Genomic DNA, 17,773 nt, shown 5'->3' on the forward strand with positions numbered 1-17,773 from the left:
GCGATGACGACGTCAGAAACCAAGCCAGCGAACGCGCGCGAGGCGGTGGTGATCGTCCCCGGCATGGGGTCGGACCACTGCGGGGGCATCGTGCGCTCGGCGCTGGAGAAGACCCCGGGGGTGACCTCGGTGGGGACCAATATCGCCCGCCACCGGGTGACGGTGGGGTATGACCCCGACCAGGTGGACCCGCAGGGTCTGCGCGAGGCGGTGGAGGGTGCCGGCTACGATGTTGCGCAGGTCGAGGGCGAGGCCGGGGGTTCGGGTGCGGTGCGCCTGGTGGTGCCGGGCATGGGCTCGGATCACTGTGCGGGCATCGTGCGTGCGGCGATCGAAAAGCTCGATGGGATCGAGACGGTGCGCACCAACATCTCCGACCATCGGGTGACGGTGGAGGTGACACCGAATGGGCCCGATGGTGAGGCCCTGCGCGCCGCGGTGGAAGGGGCTGGCTACGACGTGGCGGCGGTGGAGACCGACGACGCCGCGAGCGAGGCGGACGACGCGGCGATCGATGCGGCCTACGTGAAGCAGGCCTGGAACCGTCTGTGGTTCGCGATGGTGCCGACCATCGCGATCATGGTCCTGATGATGCCGCACATGTTCTGGCAGCCGATCCCGGGCTATCTGCTGATCATCGCGCTGCTGGCCTTCCCGGTGGTGTTCCTCGCGGGGGGCGCGGCCACGCATCGTTCCGCCTGGCGTTCGCTGAAGAGCGGGAACCTGAACATGGACGTGCTGATCTCCATGGGCTCGCTGCCGCCCTACCTGATCGGACTGGTCGGTTTCGTCTATCCGATGACCTCGTTCATCGAGATGGCCGCGACCATCATGGCCTTCCACATGCTCGGGCGGTATCTGGAGTACCGCGCCAAGGGCGAGGCCTCCTCGGCGATCCGCAAGCTGCTGGACCTGGGTGCGAAGACCGCCCGGGTCGAACGCGATGGCGAGGAGGTCGAGGTGTCGGTCAAGTCGCTCCAGGTGGGCGACGTGATGATCGTGCGCCCGGGCGAGAAGGTGCCGACCGATGGCGAGGTGGTGGCGGGCGAGAGCACCGTGGACGAGTCCATCGCGACCGGCGAGTCGGTCCCGGTGGACAAGGGTGAGGGCGACACCGTCCTCGGTGCCACCCTGAACCAGCAGGGGCGGCTGAAGGTGCGCGCCACTCGGGTGGGGGCTGACACCTTCCTGTCGCAGGTGATCCGCCTGGTGAACGAGGCGCAGGGATCGCGCGTGCCAGTGCAGGAGCTGGCGGACCGGATCACCGCGCGTTTCGTCCCGGCCGTGCTGGTGATCGCGCTGGCGTCGTTCGCGGCCTGGCTGGCGTTCTCCGGGGCGTTGCAGCCGATCCTGATCTGGGGCGAGGCCTTCCTGCCCTGGGTCGATTCCGAGCGTCCGCCCCTGGTGCTGGCGATCCTGGCGGCGATCGCCGTGCTGGTGATCGCCTGTCCCTGTGCGCTGGGGCTGGCCACGCCCACCGCGCTGATGGTCGGCTCCGGCATGGGGGCCGAGCGCGGCGTGCTGATCCGCTCGGGCTCCGCGATCCAGACGCTGAAGGACATTGCGGTGATCGTGCTCGACAAGACCGGCACCATCACCCGGGGGAAGCCGGCATTGACCGACGTGATCCCGGCCGAGGGCTTCGACGAGTCCCGGGTGCTGCGGGCGGCCGCGGCCGTCGAGGCCGGTTCCGCGCACCCGCTGGCCGAGGCCATCGTGCAGGGCGCGCGTGACCGGGAGCTGGAAGTTGCCGATGTCGAGCAATTCCAGTCGCATACTGCCCGCGGTGTGGAGGCGCACCTCGACGGTGAACGGGTGCTGGTGGGCAGCCAGCGGCTGCTGGAGGAGCAGGGCCTGGATCCGTCGGCCCTGCTGGATTCCCTGCGGGAACTGGAGGATGCCGGCAAGACCGCAATGCTGGTGGCCATTGGCGACCAGCCGGCCGGCATTGTCGCGGTGGCCGACACGCTCAAGGAAGAGTCGCAGGCCGCGATCGAACAACTGCATGCCCTCGGTATCCGCTGCGTGATGGTCACCGGCGACAACGAGCGCACCGCGAACGCCGTGGCCGCCCAGGTGGGGATCGACGAGGTCCGCGCCGGGGTGCTGCCGGAGGGCAAGGTCGAGGCCATCCGCGAGTTGCAACAACAGTACGGCGATCACGTGGCGATGGTCGGCGACGGCATCAACGATGCCCCGGCCCTGCAACAGGCGAATGTCGGCATTGCGATCGGGGCCGGTGCGGATGTCGCGATCGAGGCGGCGGATGTGACCCTGGTGCGCGGTGAACTGACCAAGGTCGTCGAGGCCGTGCGCCTGTCGCGGCTGACCTTTCGCAAGATCGTGCAGAACCTGTTCTGGGCCTGGGCCTACAACAGCGCCGCGATCCCGATCGCCGCGGCCGGCCTGTTGCACCCGATGATCGGTGTGGTCGCGATGACCGCCAGCTCGCTCTCGGTTATCGGAAATTCCATTCTGCTGCGCCGGAGCATGCCGGCATCCCGTACTGGAGAAAAATAATGATGAAACGACGTCAGTTTCTTGGGCTGGCCGCGGCGCTTCCCGTGATCACCACATTCGGCGGCTGGAGCCTGTTCAACCACGCGGTGTCCGCCCCCCGTTTCGACAACACGCTGTTTCTGCCTGGCGCCGACGGACCGTTTGCGGTGCTTGAGCCCAATGAGCCGCTGACCCTGGTGGCGGAACAGGGGTGGTTGTCGGTGCCGGGGCGCGGTGAGACGCCATTCCTCTGGTATCGAACGAAGATGAACGGCCATGAGTATCAGAACCCGATCCTGTTGCTGCGCACCGGGGACGAGCTGGATGTGACACTGGATAACCAGCTGGACGAGGGCACGATCATCCATTGGCATGGCCTGCATGTGCCGGGCCGGGAGGACGGACATCCGATCCAGACCGTCAATCCCGGTAGCCAGTATGAATACCGGTTCCGGGTGACCAATCGCGGGGGCACCTACTGGTACCACACGCACGCCCACCATCGGACGGCGCGCCAGGCCCACCAGGGGCTGGCGAGCTTCCTGCTGGTGAGCGATGACGACAATGAGGCGCTGAACGACGCGCTGGGGCTGGAACTCGGCAATACCGACCTGCCGCTGGTGCTGCAGGACAAGCGCTTCGACCGGCTCGGCCATCTGGTGTACCAGCCGAACCCGATGCAAAGGATGATGGGCTATCTCGGGGACGAGGTGCTGGTGAACATGACGCCGTCGGCGACCCATGAAGTGCAGCGGCGCCTGCATCGCCTGCGCCTGCTGAACGGCTCCACCGCCCGGATCTATCGCCTGGCACTGCGGGCGGACGGCGAGGCGGTTCCGTTCCAGGTGATCGGCACGGACGCGGGTCTGCTGGAATCACCCCGGGAGGCCCACGAGGCCTTCCTGTCTCCTGGAGAACGCCTGGAGCTGCTGGTCGACTTTGCCGCGTTTGCCGGAGGCGACCGGGTCGAGCTGCACAGCCTGGAATTCGAGCCGATGGCCGGCGGCGGCATGATGGGTGGCGGCATGGGCGGTGGTATGGGTCGCATGATGGGTGGCGGCATGCACGATGGCGATCCGCTCGCGCTGCTCGAGTTCGTGGTCCGAGAGGGCGAGGCGGTCACCGCCGAGGTGCCCGAGCGCTTGTCGCGGATCGAGCCCATCGACGTGACCAACGCAGCCGAACGCGACATCCGCCTGGATATGGCGCGGATGCAGTGGCGCATCAATGGCGAGGTCTATGACCCGGACCGGGTGCCGATCGAGGTGGATGCCAACACCCAAGAGGTGTGGGTGATCCGCAATGCGGACCGCAGCATGCCGCATCCGATGCATATTCATGGCTTTTCGTTCCAGGTGCTGTCGCGGTCCGGTGGCCCGGATTTCGTGCGCGAGCAGGCCGTGAACGAAGAAGGGCTGACCGTCGCCGACCTGGGCTGGAAGGACACGGTCCTGCTGTGGCCGGGCGAGACGGTGCGCATCGCGATCGATTTCACCCATAACTATGAAGGCGATCAGCTCTACGTGTTTCACTGCCACAATCTGGAACACGAAGACAACGACATGATGGTGAACGTGCGCGTCCGGGCCTGACGGGTCGCGACGACAAGGGAAAGGAACGGCATGACCGAAAGACCGCGGCCGCATCCGGCCGTCTACCCTGCGGCCGAGGTCGCGCTGCGCGAGTGTGATCCGGAGGCCAAGTGCGAGCGCGTGCTGGAGCTGATGCACGCTTGGTGGGCGGATGACTTGGAGGGTGCGAATGCCCCCGCGCCGGCACGCATGGAGGTGCCGGGGCGGCCGGAGCGGCCGGAGTTGGTACATCCGAAAGAGTTGCCGCGGCGTGGGTTGCACACCACCGCCGGGCGGGTTGCGCTGGTGCATGCGGTGGCGCATATCGAGTTCAATGCGATCAACCTGGCACTGGATGCCGTGTATCGTTTCCGCGACATGCCGGCACCGTTCGTCAGCGACTGGTTGCAGGTGGCAGCGGAAGAGGCACGGCACTTCCGGTTGCTTCGGGCGCGGCTCGTTGAGCTGGGTGCGGACTACGGCGATCTGCCGGCTCACAACGGGTTGTGGGAGGCGGCGCTGGTCACCGACCACGACGTGATGGTGCGCATGGCGCTGGTGCCACGGGTGCTGGAGGCGCGCGGGCTGGACGTGACCCCGGGCATGATCCAGCGGCTGGAGGCGGCGGGCGATGCCGACACCGTGGCGCTGCTGGAGATCATCCAGCGCGAAGAGGTCGCGCACGTGGCGATCGGCACCCACTGGTTCCGCGAACTGGCCCGGGCGCGCGGTCTCGATCCCGAACCGTTGTTCCTCGACCTGCTCGCCGAGTACATGCCCGGCCGCGTGCGTCCGCCGTTCGCCCACGCGGCGCGCCGCGCCGCCGGCTTCACGGAATCGGAGATGGAGCAGCTGGAGGCCCAGGCCGCCACCGGGAACTCCCCGTAGGGTGCGGTTGAGCGCAGCGAAACGCACCGACATTGCGTTTGTCTTCGCGATCCGAGGCTGGTCCTGGTTCGGGATCCGGTGTTTACGTGCCTTCGGTCCGCCGCCTGCCGAGCGCTTTCTCGCGAGCGCACCGCGCCCGTTTTTGATCAACAACGGACTTCTTTGCTCGTGCAAAGAAGTCCCCAAGAAACACGCCCGACTGCCGCGACCCCGGCCCGCTGCGCGGGCCGGGGGTTCCCTCGCTCCGAGGGTTTTCGCGGGCGGCGCTGAACTCGCTACGCCTGCGGCTCCACTCAGACATCCAGCGCCCCCGTGTCTATTTAGAATCGTCCCGCGAAAAGCCTCTCCACTCGGCGCGACGACAACGGGGGGAAGATCAAGACAACGGCTGTCCCAGCCATAGTGCCAATGGATAGAGGCTGGGCCCTTCACACATCCTGGGCACGCGCGGCCTGCGGCCATGGCGTGCCGCGCCCGCGAAGCGGGCGCCGGGGGGCGTAGGATGTGATGAGCGAAGCGAATCGCATCAGGGTTTCGCACGGCGTGGGGTCGGTGCGTTTCGCTGCGCTCAACCGCACCCTACGGGATACCATCTGTTTTGACCTTCGCTTCCCGTATGGAGCCCCTTGTGGAAGGGTCCTCCGGCTGGCCAGTTAACAATAGATACGGGGCGCTGGATGTCTGAGCGGAGCCGCAGGCGCAGCGAGTTCAGCGCCGCCGGCCCGAGGACCCTGGAGCAAGGTTTCCGGGCGGAATCCGGCAGCCTTTCTTTGGGCACTTTCTTGGGCAAGCAAGAAAGCCAGTTGTTGATCAAAAACGGGCGCGGCGCGCTGGCGAGTCAGCGCATGGCAGGCGGCGGACCGAAGGCACGTAAACACCGGATGCCGAACGAGGCCTAGCCTCGACCTAAAAGGCTATCTTCGTACCGATGCGATTCGGGACCCTGTGGGCTTTCTGTCAGGGCTTGGCGGGGGCTTTCGCGGGCAAGCCCGCTCCCACAAAGCCTGTCACCACAAAGTCTGCTTTCACAGAATGCGATCCGGCAATGTGCGCTGGGGCGGATTCGATCAGGGGCAGAGCAGGCGCTCGGGGTAGGGTGTGCCGTCGAGTTGGCACAGGATGGGGCCTGTCGCGCTGATCTCCAGGTACCCCGGGTGTTCGTCCCAGGCGGGCAGGACGCAGCGCTGGCGCGGTTGGCCGTCGACGGTCAGCTCGTGGATCGCCGGGCGGTGGGTGTGGCCGTGGATCATCAGCGGGACGTCGGTGTCGCGGAAGGTGTCGGCGACTGTCTCCGCATTGACGTCCATGATCGCGGCGGCCTTCATCTGACCCTTGTCGCGGCTGGCGGCGCGCATGGCCTCGGCCTGGCGGATGCGTTCTTCCAGCGGATGGGCCAGAAACGCACGTTGCCATTCGCCACTGCGTACCTGCTGGCGAAACGCCATGTGCTCGGTGTCGTCGGTGCATAGGGAGTCGCCGTGCAATAGCACGGCGGGTCCGCAGGGCAGGGCCGCATGCAGGGGGTCGGGAGCGAGCTGCATCCCCGCGCGTGCGGCATAGGCCGGGCCCACGAGAAAATCCCGGTTGCCATGGATGAAGGCCACCGGGCATTCGAGTGCGTGCAGTTCCTGGGCGAGCCGTTCGGCAGCGGGAAAGCCGGCGTCGTCGCCGACCCAGTACTCGAACAGGTCGCCGAGGATGTACAGAGAGGAGGCCGTGCGCGCCGGCCCTTCAAGGAAGGCGAGCGTGGCATCCAGCAGGGGGCCGGGCTCGCGATCCAGATGCAGGTCGGAGATGACCAGGGCCGGCGCGCGGGCACTCACGAAGGGGTTAGTCCTCGACGCGCTTGACGCTTTCCATCACGACCGGCTCCTGGGGCACGTCCTGGTGCATGCCGGCGCGGCCGGTGGGAAGGGCCTCGATCTTGCGCACCACGTCCATGCCCTCGGCGACCTTGCCGAACACGGCATAACCCCAGCCCTGCGCGTTCGGGGCGGTGTGGTTGAGGAAGTCGTTGTCGTTCACGTTGATGAAGAACTGTGCGGTGGCCGAATGCGGGTCCTGGGTGCGCGCCATGGAGATCGCGCCGACCTCGTTCTTCAGGCCGTTGTCCGCCTCGTTGCGGATCGGCTCACCGGAGGACTTCTGGTTCATGTCCTTGTCGAAGCCGCCGCCCTGGACCATGAAGCCCGGGATCACGCGGTGAAAGATCGTGCCGTCGAAGAAGCCGTCATCCACATAGGAGAGGAAGTTGGCGACCGTCTCCGGCGCGGCCTCGGCGTTGAGTTCCAGCACGATGCGGCCGTGGTTGGTTTCGATTGCGACCTGCGGATGGGTATCGGCCATGAGGGCTCCTGATGTAAAGAGGGTGATCAGCAGGGTGGCCAGCACGACGCCGAGCCGGGTACGGATGCGTTGCATTGGACTGACCTCCGGAAGATAAGACCGGCAATGGTACCCGCCACTGGCAAGGCCTGCCAGCATGCCGGAAGTGTGTGTGGGCGTGAGGGCGAAGCGCTGGTGAGCCGGTGGGCGCTCCGCTACCATGCGCGCGATGACGAACTCGATAACCCGCACCCGCTTCGCCCCCAGCCCCACCGGTCTGTTGCACCTGGGCAATGTACGCACCGCGCTGTTCAGCGCGCTGCTGGCTCGCTCGCGCGGGGGGCGTTTCCTGCTGCGCATCGAGGACACCGACGCCGAGCGCTCGCGCCCGGAGTTCGTCGACGCGCTGCAGCGCGATCTGCGCTGGCTCGGGCTGGACTGGGACGAAGGCTTCGGCGCCGGGGGCGATGCCGGCCCCTACGCGCAGTCCGAACGCGGCGACCTCTATGCCGATTATTACCGGCAGCTGATCGATCAGGGGCTCGCCTATCCCTGCTTCTGTTCGTCGGCCGAACTGGAGCGTGGCCGCAAGCGTATGCGCGCCCAGGGCAAGCCGCCGCGTTATCCCGGGACCTGTGCTCATCTGAATGCGGAGGAGGCCGCCCGGCGCGAGGCCGAGGGGCAAAAGCCCACGCTGCGTTTTCACGTGCCGCTGGGCCGGACCATTCGCTTCGAGGACGGGGTGCGCGGGCCGGTCAGTTTTCGGACCGACGAGATCGGGGACTTCGTGATCCGCCGCTCCGATGGCACGCCGGCCTTCTTCTTCTCCAACGCGATCGACGATGCCCTGATGGGCGTGACCGACGTGGTGCGTGGCGAGGACCATATCGCCAACACCCCGCGGCAGATGATGCTGCTGGAGGCCCTCGGCCTGGGCGCGCCGGCCTATCACCACCTGCCGCTGGTGATGGGGCAGGACGGGGCGCCGCTGTCCAAGCGCAACGGTTCCGCGAGTGTCGAGGAGTTGCGGACGAAGGGCTATCTCCCGGTCGCGATCCTGAACCACCTGGCGCGCCTGGGGCATCGCTACGAGAGCGACGCCCTGCTGTCGCCTGCGGAGCTGGCGGGCGGATTCAGCCCCGAGCGCATTGGCCACAGTGCCGCGCGGCACGATTCGCAGCAGCTGGATCACTGGCAGTCGGAGGCCCTGCGCAGCCTTTCGGATGCCGAGATGCAGGCCTATCTGGAGGCGGCGGGGGTGCTGGAGACGGTCGCCGCCGAGCAGCGCCCGACCCTGGCGCGGCTGCTGCGCGACAACATCACCCGCGCCGAGGAGGCGCCGCTGTGGGTGGCGGCGTTCGCCACGGATCCGGCGCCGTACAGCGAGGCCGCGCACGAGGAACTGACCGCCGCAGGTCCGGATTTCTTTAACGCTGGGCTGGAGGCGCTGGATGCGGCCGAGGATTTCCCCGCCCTGGCCAAGGCGGTGGGGCAGGCCACCGAACGCAAGGGGCGCAAGCTGTTCATGCCGTTGCGGGCGGCGTTGTCCGGGCAGACCTTTGGGCCGGAGTTGCCGCGTATCTGGGAGTATCTGGGGCGCGAACGCGTGCGTCTGCGCCTGGAAGCCGCGCGTAGTCACGCAGCGGGCTGAATCCGCGCAAAGCAAGCGCCCGCCTGCGGGCGGGCGATGGACGCCATCGTTCAGGCTGCTTCGTGGGTCCCGAAGGCGCGGGCGCGCAGGGTGTTGTCCAGCAGCATTGCGACGGTCATCGGGCCGACCCCGCCCGGCACGGGCGTGATCCAGGCGGCCTTCTCGGCGGCGGCGTCGAACTCCACGTCACCGGTCAGGGTGCCGTCGTCGCGGCGGTTGATGCCGATGTCGATCACCGTGGCGCCGGGCTTGATCCAGTCGCCCTTCACCAGGCCGGGTTTGCCGACTGCGGCTACGACGATGTCGGATTGCCGCGCAATGGCGGCGGTATCCGGGGTGAAGCGATGGCAGATGGTCGGGGTCGCACCGGCCAGTAGCAGTTCCAGTGCCATCGGGCGGCCGACGATATTGGAGGCACCGATCACGCAGGCCGTGCGGCCCTTGAACGGTTCCTCGATGTGTCGCAGCAGCTGGATGACACCCCAGGGGGTGCACGGGCGCAGGCGCGGCACGCGCGCCACCAGGCGGCCGACGTTGTACGGGTGGAAACCGTCCACGTCCTTGGACGGGGAGATGCGCTCGATCACCGTCTCGGGGTCGATGTGATCCGGCAGTGGCAGCTGGACCAGGATGCCGTCAATGGTGCGGTCGGCATTGAGCTGGTCGATCAGCGCCAGCAGGTCGGTCTGCGGCGTGCCCGCGGGCAGGTCGTAGGAGTGGGAGACCACGCCGACCTGTTCGCAGGCCTTGCGCTTGTTGCGCACGTAGACCTCGGAGGCCGGGTGGGTCCCGACCAGCACCACGGCGAGGCCCGGCGGACGCAGGTCGCGCGCGGTCATGGATTCGATCTCGGTCGCGATTCTTGCGCGGTGGGTCTGGCCAATCGCGCGTCCGTCGATGATCTGGGCCGTCATGGGGTCTCGCCTCCGGGGGAACGCCCGCGATCTTCCCATGGCGGGCGCGGGGGCTCAAGCGATTTGCCGGGCGGAAGGTGCACGGGGGGCGAGGCGGGTGTCTCGACCCGGGCCCGTTCGGCCAGTCGGGGCTACTTGGCTACAGGGCCGCCGACAGGCCGCTTGCGGGCGCGCTGGCCTCGCAGCGGTTGCGCCCGTCCTGTTTGGCGCGATAGAGCGCGTCGTCGGCGCGGGCAATCAGGGTCTCGGCGGTGTCCCTGGATTTCGGGTTCGTGTCGAGGCTTGCGATGCCGACGCTGACCGTGACCGTCAGGGTATCCGGCGCGCAGGGCGGGGCGGCCTGGTGGCCGGTCAGGGTGACCGGGGTGCCGGATATGGTGTCGCGCAGTTTCTCGCCCAGCGCCATGGCCGCCTCGAGGTCGGTATGCGGGGCGATGACGACGAACTCTTCCCCGCCGAAGCGTGCGGCGAGGTCAGAGCGTCGCAGCACCAACTGCATGCGTTCGGCGAGGACGGTCAGGATGTAGTCACCCATCAGGTGGCCCAGGCGGTCATTGATCGGCTTGAACTGGTCGACATCCAGCATCACTGCCGACAACGGCTGGCCGTAGCGCCGCGCGCGGGATACCTCCTCGTCCAGCCGGCGATCCATGTGCCGGCGGTTGAACAGGCCGGTCAGCGGGTCGGTGATGGATTCGTGTTCCAGCCGCGTAATGTGGCGGATCTTCTCCACCGAGCTATGGGTCAGGCCGACCACGGTGCAGACGAAACAGCCCCCGAGGAGGAAGATGGCCGGCACCAGCAGGTCGGGCAGGCCATCGTAGAGCCCCCAGTTCAGCGGGATGTAGCCGAAGTAGCCGAGGGTAAAGATCGGAACCAGAAAGAACATCATTTTCCAGCCGGTGCGGACCCGGCTCTCGGGGAGTTCGCGCAGCAGCTGGACGAGTGTCCACTGGGCATACAGGAGGCCGCTTGCCCCCAATACAATGGCCGTGTTGGCTACCCAGTTGAGCATCCGTCCCCTCCGCGCTCGCGACCGTGCGACCGTCCCGGGCCGACGTTAGCATGGGGCCGCGTCCGAGGGGAGTGCATTGCGTGCGAAATCTGTTGATGAATGTTGACCGCGAGCCCCCCGCGGGGCTACCATCCTGCGCTCGCTGTGTAGGCCCTTTAGCGGGGACGGCTCGACGGGGTATAGCGCAGTCTGGTAGCGCGCCTGCTTTGGGAGCAGGATGTCGGGGGTTCGAATCCCTCTACCCCGACCATGGCTCCCGGCCACGGTTTTCCGGCTGGCTCGGATCAGGCGCCATGGCCTCAATGCTCGGCGGTAACGCGCTCGTAGCTCAACCGGATAGAGCATCGGCCTTCTAAGCCGACGGTTGCAGGTTCGAGTCCTGCCGGGCGCGCCAGGGCCGCCCTTCGCGCAAGTAGCTGTACAGTGACACGGTGGTGACCGTAGCTCAGTTGGTAGAGTCCCGGATTGTGACTCCGGTTGTCGTGGGTTCGAGTCCCATCGGTCACCCCACCCCCTTTTTTGTTCCGGGGGCCGTTAGCTCAATTGGTAGAGCAGTGGACTCTTAATCCATTGGTTGTAGGTTCGATTCCTACACGGCCCACCATTGCTTTTCCCTTCCGTTCCCCTGTCTTCTCGCAAAGCGCCGCTGGCGTGGGCGGGCCCCTTTGTTGTGTCTGGCACGAACGTGCACCGTGACGTGGGCGATGCTTTCACCTTCCGTTCAGATGCGCGGACGTAGTCTGTCTGCGTGTTGCGGATCACGGCGGTTTTTGCCGTCGGGAGGCTGGAAAGATGACAGGCAGAATTCTGACGATACTGGGGCTGGTGGTTTCCATGACCCTGCTGGCGGGCTGCCAGACGATCAGCAAGCAGCAGACCGGGGCCCTGATCGGGGGCGCGGCGGGCGGTGTTATCGGCAGTCAGATCGGTGGCGGGCGCGGGCGCACTGCGGCGATTATTGCCGGGACCCTGGCGGGTGCGGCGGTTGGCGGTTCGGTGGGCCGGAGCATGGATGACGTGGACCGGATGCGCGTGTCGCGCACGCTGGAGACGGTGCCGGATCGCCAGAGCTCGACCTGGCGCAACCCGAATACCGGGCATCAGTACCACGCTACACCGACCCGGACCTACCGCTCCTCGGGGCAGGACTGCCGCGAGTACCAAGTGCAGGCCACCATGGACGGTTACCCGGAAACGATCAACGGCACGGCCTGCCGTGATGCCAGCGGGCGCTGGGTGAACGTGTAGAGGTGATGCAGGCTCATAAGCCGCCTTCTCGGATTGCACCCCGAAGCCGGTGACTTGCAAGGCAGCCACAAAAAAGCCCCGCATCGCGGGGCTTTATCGTTCCGGGAGGACCCGGAGGGTTACTGCAAACCGATCAGGACTTGCGGTACATGTCCTCCGTGGTCGGGATGTAGCCGAGGTTGTCCTCGCCGATGCCCTTGACCTTCGGTTCGTTCAGATCGCTGATGCGCACATTGCCGTCCTGGCTGCGCAAGTAGTCGGCGATCCCGTCCCAGACGTCGACCCCGACACCACCGGGTACGCTCTCCTGCACGCTGGCCCAGCCTGCGACGACGTATTCCTTGTCGGCGTCCAGCTTCCTGCCCCCCAGTTCCATCTCGGAGATGCGGTTGCCGATCTCGGCGGTCGGGTCGATCGCATACTTCAGACCGCCGACACGCACCATGTCGCCACCCTGCTGGTAGAACGGGTCAACGTTGTACAGGTTGTCCGCCACGTCTTCCAGAATGTCCTTGATCTGGGCACCGGTGAAGGTGTTGCGCGTCATCTCCGGGTACGTCAGACCGGTCTGGTCCATCACGTGCTCGAAGGTGATCGGCATGCCCGGCAGCACGGTGGTACCCCAGCGGAAGCCGGGCGAGAACGAGATCTGAGCGTCGTTGTATTCGATCAGGCCGTCGCAGATCAGCTGGTCGAAGGTGCCGTTGAAGTTGCCGCGGCGATAGAGCAGGTCGTCGGTGACCGCCAGTTCCTCGGAAAGCTTCTCCTCCATGTTGAAGGTGTCGCCCTTCCAGGTGACCTCGCTGTTGCGCATGTTGTGGATGTAGGTCGCCATGCCCGGGTCTTCCCGCAGCATCTCGGAAAACACCGGCACCAGACGGTATTCCCAATCCTTGATCGCGCCGTCCCGGAAGTCGAAGTCCAGCACGCCGACGAATTTGGCATTGGAACCGGCATTGGTAACCAGACAGGTGCCGCCGTCCGGGCGCTCGACTGGCAGAGGCTGTGGTACGGCGTCGTGGGTATGACCGCCCATGATGGCGTCCAGGCCTTCAACCATCCCGGCCATCTTGATGTCCACGTCCATGCCGTTGTGCGACAGGGCGACGACGATCTCCGCACCTTCGGCACGGGCGGCGTTGACCGTTTCCTGCATGTCGTCCGGACGGATGCCGAAGGACCACTGTTCGACCATCCAGCGCGGATTGGCAATCGGGGTATAGGGGAATGCCTGCCCCACGACGGCCACGTTGACGCCGTTCATCTCGCGGATCACATAGGGCTTGAAGATACGGTCGCCCCAGTCCACATCGCGGATATTCTGGGCGACGAAGTCGATGCCGGCATTGGCGAAGTCGCCGTTCACGATCTCCTCGACGCGGTCGGAACCGTAGGTGAACTCCCAGTGGCCGGTCATGACGTCGATGCCCAGCAGTTTCTGCGCATCCACCATGTCCTGCGCGTTGGTCCACAGCGCGGAGCCGGAGCCACCACCCCAGGTGTCGCCGCCGTCCAGCAGGAGGGAGTTGGGCCGGGAGTCACGCAGCTTGTTGATCAGCGTCTTCAGGTGCGCGAAGCCGCCCACGCGTCCGTACTGTTCGGCCGCTTCCATGAAGTTCAGGTTGGTATAGGCGTGCGCGTAGATGCTGTTGCGATCGATGTCGTAGTGCTGCAGAAAGTGCTCACCGGTAATGTGAGGCGGACGATTGCGCATGCCCGCGATACCGAGGTTCATGTTCGGCTCGCGGAAGTACACCGGCTTCAGCTGGGCGTGGCAGTCGGTGTAGTGCAGCAGGTGCACGTTGCCGAAGCGATCCAGGGTGTCGTAGGGATCACCCGCAGTGCCGCCCTTGTTGTTGCTGCAGGCGGCGGCGCCCAGGGGGAAACCGGCGGCGCTGGCGGCGGCCAGTAACTGCATGAATTCTCGGCGTGAGATGTGCATGAGGAGTTCTACCTCTCTTGTCCGGGTGTATTGGTGGTGGGTTTTCGGGCAGTTCTATGGCTGTCGGTAGACGAATGGTCCTGCGGGAACATTCCCCGCGTACGAGGTTTCTATCGCCTTTCTTCGCGAGCCTCGCGCGCGGTCTCGCGGGCCATGTCGCGCTTGTCCTCGATGCGTTGACGGTCGCGCTCGCTGGCATCCGAGGCGTCCATGCCCGCCTCGAACTGGCGCACGGCCTCCTTGTACTGCGCGCGATGGAAGAAGTATTCGGCCATGGCCTCGCGGCTGATTGCAATATACCCGGCCGCGTCCGCGATGTCCGCCTGCAGGCGCAGGATCTCCGGATTGGGGGCAGCCTCCCGGCGGATCATGTCGGACAGGATGCGGATGGCGCGGTCGGGCTGTCCGAGGTCGCGGTGGACGCGGGCCAGGCGCTCGCGGATCACCGGGTGACCCGGGTACACCGCGTCCAGATCCTCCAGTCGTTCCAGCGCCGCTCCGTGGTCGCCTTCCTCGCGCAGCAGTGCTGCGAACGCGAGTTCGAGGGTGAGTCCGGGGGCGTCCGCCGCATCGAGGCGTTCGAGCTGCTCGCGTGCGCGGCCGGGTTCTCCGCGCTCAAGATACGCGACCGCCGCGCCGTAGCGCTGCTGTGGCGAAGGGGTGTCCGTCGCGCGGAAGCGTTCCAGGGTCCGCCGTGGATCCTTCAGCGCCTGCATGCGCGCCTGCATCCACTGGAATTCGGGGCCACGGTTGCGGGTGTCGCTGGCGGCCATCTGGTTTGCGCGGTTGCGAGCGTCGGTGATCCTGTCGAGGGTGACCGGGTGCGTGCGCAGGTACTCCGGCACCTGGTCGCCAACCCCGCGCGACAGCTCTTGCAGGCGTTCGAAGAAGTCAGCCATCGCGTTGGGGTCGAAGCCGGTGCCTTGCAGGATCTGCATCCCGGCACGGTCCGCCTCGGCCTCGTTTGCGCGGGTGAAATTGATCTGTTGCTGGATGCCGCCGGCCACGCCCCCGGTAATGATGGCCGAGCCCAGGGTGGGGTCCACTGCCGAGGCAAGGATGCCCGCCAGGATGGCGAGGCCGGTGGTGAAATTGATGTCGCGCCCGCGTGCGAACATGCGTGCGAGGTGACGTTGGGTAACATGCGCGATCTCGTGTGCGACCACGGCGGCCAGTTCGGCCTCGTCGCGGACCTCCAGCATGAGCCCGGCATGGATGCCGATGATGCCCCCGGGCATCGCGAAGGCGTTCACCTGACTGTTGTCGATGGTCAGGAAGTAGAACGGCCCATCGGCACTGGGTGTGTTGGCCAGCAACTGGCGTCCGAGGGAGTCGACATAAAAGACGATCTCCGGATCGGTTACCAGGGGAGCGCTGCGGCGGACCTCGCGCAGCAGGGAGCGGCCGAGTTCGCGTTCTTCCGCCGGGGTCAGTACGCCGCCGGAGGCCTCGCCCAGGTCGGGCAGGGAAACGCCACTGGAGTGGGCGGGTGGTACCGCCAGGCTCGCGACCACCAGAAGGGCGGCGAGCAGGAAATGGACTATAAGAGGCATGCCGCGAGGGCCGGCGGGCGCCGGCCCTCTTGTGTGGGCATACCGGGGGCTGTCGTTACTTGCCAAGCCCCGGGGCCGACGAATAGGTGCGCATGCTGTCGCGGGTTTCCCACAGCTTCGGCTTGAGCATCGCCGCAGGCACCATGAACTTCTTGCGGTCCAGCACCTTGTGGGTGCGGACGAGCTTGATGACGTCGTCATAGTCCATCTTGAACAGCAGGCCCACATCACCGCCGGAGGTACGACGCGCGATCATGTAGCCGTCCTGCATGTCGTGCACGTAGATGTTGGCTGGGCGCAGCTTGCCGTTTTCGTCTTTCAGCGTGACGGCGTAGTGGCCGTCGACCTGGAATTCGCTCTTGTCCACCGGGATATCCTCCGCGAAGCAATGAAGCTGACCATTATGCATCAGCGTTTTCTAAAGCGTGGGCGACGATAGCAGAACTTTTCCCGGCGGGCGACCATGCACCCGCCGGCACGCGGACTTGTTTGCATTTCCGGATGGTTTCGCTATGCTCCGCGCCCACTCCTCAACGCAAGGCGCCCCGAAAGGCTGGCCTTGCGTGGCGAGTTCGGCTTTCAAGCAAGTGATGACGCGGAGCGCAGCGTGTACGGATTTACCGAGATCACCCCGGACGAACTGGAACAGTGGCGCAACGAAGGCAAGACCTTTCGTCTGCTGGACGTGCGCTCCCCCGGCGAGACCGGTCGCGGTGTCATCCCGGGGGCGGAGCTCATCCCGCTGGCCACCTTGCCGCTGCGCAAGGACGAGTTCACGGGCGGCGATACGCCACTGGTCATCTATTGCCAAAGCGGGGCACGTTCCGCCCAGGCCTGCGCCTTTCTCGCCCAGCAGGGTGTGGACGGTGCGAGCAGCCTGCGCGGCGGGATTGTCGGGTGGGCCCAGACCGGCAAACCGGTGGTAAGCCCGGATTAGAATTCGGTTGTATTCCGATGCCGATTCGCCTATAAGGGGGAATTCGGTTGGTAACCGTTCGGTAACGGTCGCAGCGTTCAGGGCCCGATCCGGACCGCAGTACACGACTGATAAAACGCACTCAAAGGAGAGAAACGATGGCCAACTTTGACCAAGAACTCGATGCTTCCGGCCTGAACTGCCCGCTGCCGATCCTGCGCGCCAAGAAGGCGCTGGCTGCGATGGACGCCGGCCAGGTCCTGCACATCATCGCCACCGATCCGGGCGCCGTGAAGGACTTCCAGGCCTTCGCCAAGCAGACCGGCAACGAGCTGATGGAGCACAAGGAAGAAGGCGGCAAGTTCTACTTCCTTATGAAGAAGGGCTGAAGCGTTTCAAGCGCTTGATTCGGGGCGGCAATTCGCAAGGGTTGCCGCCCCGAATCCTGAATAACGATGGTTACCATGCGGTAACTGGATTGGTGCCTGGACGAGGTCTAGGCTGGCTGCGCAAGGTTCACAAGAAACCTGCATCGCCTAAAGCGAAGAGGTGTGAGATATGGCGACATACGCTGAGATGCAGCAAATCTTCGACGATATTCGTGGAGATTTTCGCTACGACCACGAGCTCAACGGCTGCCTGAACTGCGGCATCTGCACGGCCACGTGTCCGTCCGCCCAGTTCTACGATTACTCGCCGCGCGAGATCGTGCAGCTGCTCTGGACCGAGAACGTCGAGCAGATCTACGACGCGATGCAGGAAAAGATCTGGGCCTGCGCCCAGTGCATGACCTGTGCGGCGCGCTGCCCGTTCAAGAACTCCCCCGGTGGCCTGGTCGCGATCATGCGCGAAGTGGCTATCAAGCACGAGATGCAGTCCGCCAAGGACGTGCTTCGTCCGTTCGGCCGCGTCATGCTCAAGCTGATCACCACGGGGAACCAGCTGTCTCCCGATATGATCCAGCCCGATCACTTCCCTGACTGGGGCCCCAACATCCAGAAGGTGGAAGGTGATCTGCGCATCCTGCGCAAGGCGATTCCGGTGAAGACGCTGCAGACGGTCGAGACCGCCTGGGAAGTGTCCCTGAAGACCTCGGTGGAGATGTACACCATCTGGGAAATGACCGGAGTCCTGAAGTCCCTCGAGCTGATGGACGAGAATCTCTTCGACGTGATCGAAGACTTCATCGACGAGAAGCGCGAGGACTACGAAGACTGGCTCGAGGAGCAGGAAGAGGAAGACGACGAGTAA

General features: G+C 65.8%; 16 protein-coding genes and 4 tRNA genes. 13 read left to right on the forward strand and 7 right to left on the reverse strand.

Annotation, left to right across the window (positions count from 1 at the left end; all coding sequences use genetic code 11):
• Positions 1-3 precede the first annotated feature (3 nt).
• The 4 genes from D578_RS0110265 (at position 4) to D578_RS0110280 (ending at position 5,857) form a co-directional block, all read left to right on the forward strand.
• Positions 4-2,520: a heavy metal translocating P-type ATPase gene (locus D578_RS0110265; protein ID WP_018949868.1), complete on the forward strand. Its 2,517-nt coding sequence runs from the start codon at positions 4-6 to the stop codon at positions 2,518-2,520.
• Positions 2,520-4,091 carry a multicopper oxidase family protein gene (locus D578_RS0110270; RefSeq protein ID WP_018949869.1) on the forward strand — a complete coding sequence of 524 codons (1,572 nt, stop codon included), beginning with the start codon at positions 2,520-2,522 and terminating at the stop codon, positions 4,089-4,091. The genes D578_RS0110265 and D578_RS0110270 overlap by 1 nt, the downstream gene beginning before the upstream one ends.
• Before the next feature lie 30 nt (positions 4,092-4,121).
• A complete protein-coding gene (locus tag D578_RS0110275; protein WP_018949870.1) occupies positions 4,122-4,958 on the forward strand; it encodes a ferritin-like domain-containing protein in 837 nt (278 codons plus the stop codon).
• Positions 4,959-5,635: 677 nt separating this feature from the next.
• Positions 5,636-5,857 (forward strand): hypothetical protein, encoded by a 222-nt coding sequence (locus D578_RS0110280; RefSeq protein WP_018949871.1) that lies wholly within the window; start codon positions 5,636-5,638, stop codon positions 5,855-5,857.
• A gap of 168 nt (positions 5,858-6,025) precedes the next feature.
• Here D578_RS0110280 and D578_RS0110285 read toward each other — a convergent pair whose 3' ends face one another.
• On the reverse strand, positions 6,026-6,781 hold the full coding sequence (locus tag D578_RS0110285; protein WP_018949872.1) for a UDP-2,3-diacylglucosamine diphosphatase: 756 nt from the start codon (positions 6,779-6,781) through the stop codon (positions 6,026-6,028).
• A 7-nt stretch (positions 6,782-6,788) separates the two neighbouring features.
• Positions 6,789-7,304, reverse strand: a complete 516-nt coding sequence (locus tag D578_RS0110290) for a peptidylprolyl isomerase (RefSeq protein WP_026289291.1) — start codon at positions 7,302-7,304, stop codon at positions 6,789-6,791.
• Between the two features lie 199 nt (positions 7,305-7,503).
• On the opposite strand from D578_RS0110290, the gene gltX reads away from it, so the two are divergent.
• Entirely contained in the window at positions 7,504-8,934 is a 1,431-nt protein-coding gene (gene gltX / locus D578_RS0110295; RefSeq protein WP_018949874.1) for a glutamate--tRNA ligase, read from the forward strand.
• A 50-nt stretch (positions 8,935-8,984) separates the two neighbouring features.
• On the opposite strand, the gene folD is transcribed toward gltX, so the two are convergent.
• Positions 8,985-9,848 (reverse strand): bifunctional methylenetetrahydrofolate dehydrogenase/methenyltetrahydrofolate cyclohydrolase FolD, encoded by an 864-nt coding sequence (gene folD, locus D578_RS0110300; RefSeq protein WP_018949875.1) that lies wholly within the window; start codon positions 9,846-9,848, stop codon positions 8,985-8,987.
• A 139-nt stretch (positions 9,849-9,987) separates the two neighbouring features.
• A complete protein-coding gene (locus D578_RS0110305; RefSeq protein ID WP_018949876.1) occupies positions 9,988-10,863 on the reverse strand; it encodes a GGDEF domain-containing protein in 876 nt (291 codons plus the stop codon).
• 173 nt (positions 10,864-11,036) lie between these two features.
• Between D578_RS0110305 and D578_RS0110310 the strand changes: the two genes are divergently transcribed.
• The 5 genes from D578_RS0110310 to D578_RS0110330 all read left to right on the forward strand — a co-directional run bounded on the left by D578_RS0110310 (position 11,037) and on the right by D578_RS0110330 (position 12,111).
• A tRNA-Pro gene (locus tag D578_RS0110310) sits at positions 11,037-11,113 on the forward strand.
• 67 nt (positions 11,114-11,180) lie between these two features.
• Positions 11,181-11,257 (forward strand) — tRNA-Arg (locus D578_RS0110315).
• 40 nt (positions 11,258-11,297) lie between these two features.
• Positions 11,298-11,373: transfer RNA gene (locus tag D578_RS0110320), tRNA-His, on the forward strand.
• An 18-nt stretch (positions 11,374-11,391) separates the two neighbouring features.
• A tRNA-Lys gene (locus tag D578_RS0110325) sits at positions 11,392-11,467 on the forward strand.
• Between the two features lie 188 nt (positions 11,468-11,655).
• Positions 11,656-12,111 carry an RT0821/Lpp0805 family surface protein gene (locus D578_RS0110330; protein WP_018949877.1) on the forward strand — a complete coding sequence of 152 codons (456 nt, stop codon included), beginning with the start codon at positions 11,656-11,658 and terminating at the stop codon, positions 12,109-12,111.
• Positions 12,112-12,244: 133 nt separating this feature from the next.
• Here the strand turns inward: D578_RS0110330 and soxB are convergent, their stop codons facing one another.
• The 3 genes from soxB to D578_RS0110345 form a co-directional block, all read right to left on the reverse strand.
• Positions 12,245-14,053, reverse strand: a complete 1,809-nt coding sequence (gene soxB / locus D578_RS0110335) for a thiosulfohydrolase SoxB (protein ID WP_026289292.1) — start codon at positions 14,051-14,053, stop codon at positions 12,245-12,247.
• Positions 14,054-14,163: 110 nt separating this feature from the next.
• Positions 14,164-15,606 (reverse strand): M48 family metalloprotease, encoded by a 1,443-nt coding sequence (locus D578_RS0110340; protein ID WP_018949879.1) that lies wholly within the window; start codon positions 15,604-15,606, stop codon positions 14,164-14,166.
• 55 nt (positions 15,607-15,661) lie between these two features.
• A complete protein-coding gene (locus tag D578_RS0110345) occupies positions 15,662-16,015 on the reverse strand; it encodes a hypothetical protein (protein WP_018949880.1) in 354 nt (117 codons plus the stop codon).
• 198 nt (positions 16,016-16,213) lie between these two features.
• On the opposite strand from D578_RS0110345, the gene D578_RS0110350 reads away from it, so the two are divergent.
• From D578_RS0110350 to D578_RS0110360, 3 genes are all read left to right on the forward strand, one after another.
• A complete protein-coding gene (locus tag D578_RS0110350; protein WP_026289294.1) occupies positions 16,214-16,543 on the forward strand; it encodes a rhodanese-like domain-containing protein in 330 nt (109 codons plus the stop codon).
• Between the two features lie 137 nt (positions 16,544-16,680).
• Complete coding sequence (locus D578_RS0110355) at positions 16,681-16,911, forward strand: sulfurtransferase TusA family protein (RefSeq protein ID WP_018949882.1); 231 nt, start codon at positions 16,681-16,683, stop codon at positions 16,909-16,911.
• A gap of 187 nt (positions 16,912-17,098) precedes the next feature.
• Positions 17,099-17,773 carry a 4Fe-4S dicluster domain-containing protein gene (locus D578_RS0110360; protein WP_017941141.1) on the forward strand — a complete coding sequence of 225 codons (675 nt, stop codon included), beginning with the start codon at positions 17,099-17,101 and terminating at the stop codon, positions 17,771-17,773.

The organism is Thioalkalivibrio sp. ALMg11 (assembly GCF_000377905.1).
Lineage (GTDB): Bacteria > Pseudomonadota > Gammaproteobacteria > Ectothiorhodospirales > Ectothiorhodospiraceae > Thioalkalivibrio.

Coding starts and splice junctions, on each gene's coding strand:
- D578_RS0110265 (WP_018949868.1), top strand. CDS start 4: ATGACGACGTCAGAAACCAAGCCAGCGAACGCGCGCGAGGCGGTGGTG.
- D578_RS0110270 (WP_018949869.1), top strand. CDS start 2,520: ATGATGAAACGACGTCAGTTTCTTGGGCTGGCCGCGGCGCTTCCCGTG.
- D578_RS0110275 (WP_018949870.1), top strand. CDS start 4,122: ATGACCGAAAGACCGCGGCCGCATCCGGCCGTCTACCCTGCGGCCGAG.
- D578_RS0110280 (WP_018949871.1), top strand. CDS start 5,636: ATGTCTGAGCGGAGCCGCAGGCGCAGCGAGTTCAGCGCCGCCGGCCCG.
- D578_RS0110290 (WP_026289291.1), bottom strand. CDS start 7,304: ATGGCCGATACCCATCCGCAGGTCGCAATCGAAACCAACCACGGCCGC.
- gltX (WP_018949874.1), top strand. CDS start 7,504: ATGCGCGCGATGACGAACTCGATAACCCGCACCCGCTTCGCCCCCAGC.
- folD (WP_018949875.1), bottom strand. CDS start 9,848: ATGACGGCCCAGATCATCGACGGACGCGCGATTGGCCAGACCCACCGC.
- D578_RS0110305 (WP_018949876.1), bottom strand. CDS start 10,863: ATGCTCAACTGGGTAGCCAACACGGCCATTGTATTGGGGGCAAGCGGC.
- D578_RS0110330 (WP_018949877.1), top strand. CDS start 11,656: ATGACAGGCAGAATTCTGACGATACTGGGGCTGGTGGTTTCCATGACC.
- soxB (WP_026289292.1), bottom strand. CDS start 14,053: ATGCACATCTCACGCCGAGAATTCATGCAGTTACTGGCCGCCGCCAGC.
- D578_RS0110340 (WP_018949879.1), bottom strand. CDS start 15,606: ATGCCTCTTATAGTCCATTTCCTGCTCGCCGCCCTTCTGGTGGTCGCG.
- D578_RS0110345 (WP_018949880.1), bottom strand. CDS start 16,015: ATGCATAATGGTCAGCTTCATTGCTTCGCGGAGGATATCCCGGTGGAC.
- D578_RS0110355 (WP_018949882.1), top strand. CDS start 16,681: ATGGCCAACTTTGACCAAGAACTCGATGCTTCCGGCCTGAACTGCCCG.
- D578_RS0110360 (WP_017941141.1), top strand. CDS start 17,099: ATGCAGCAAATCTTCGACGATATTCGTGGAGATTTTCGCTACGACCAC.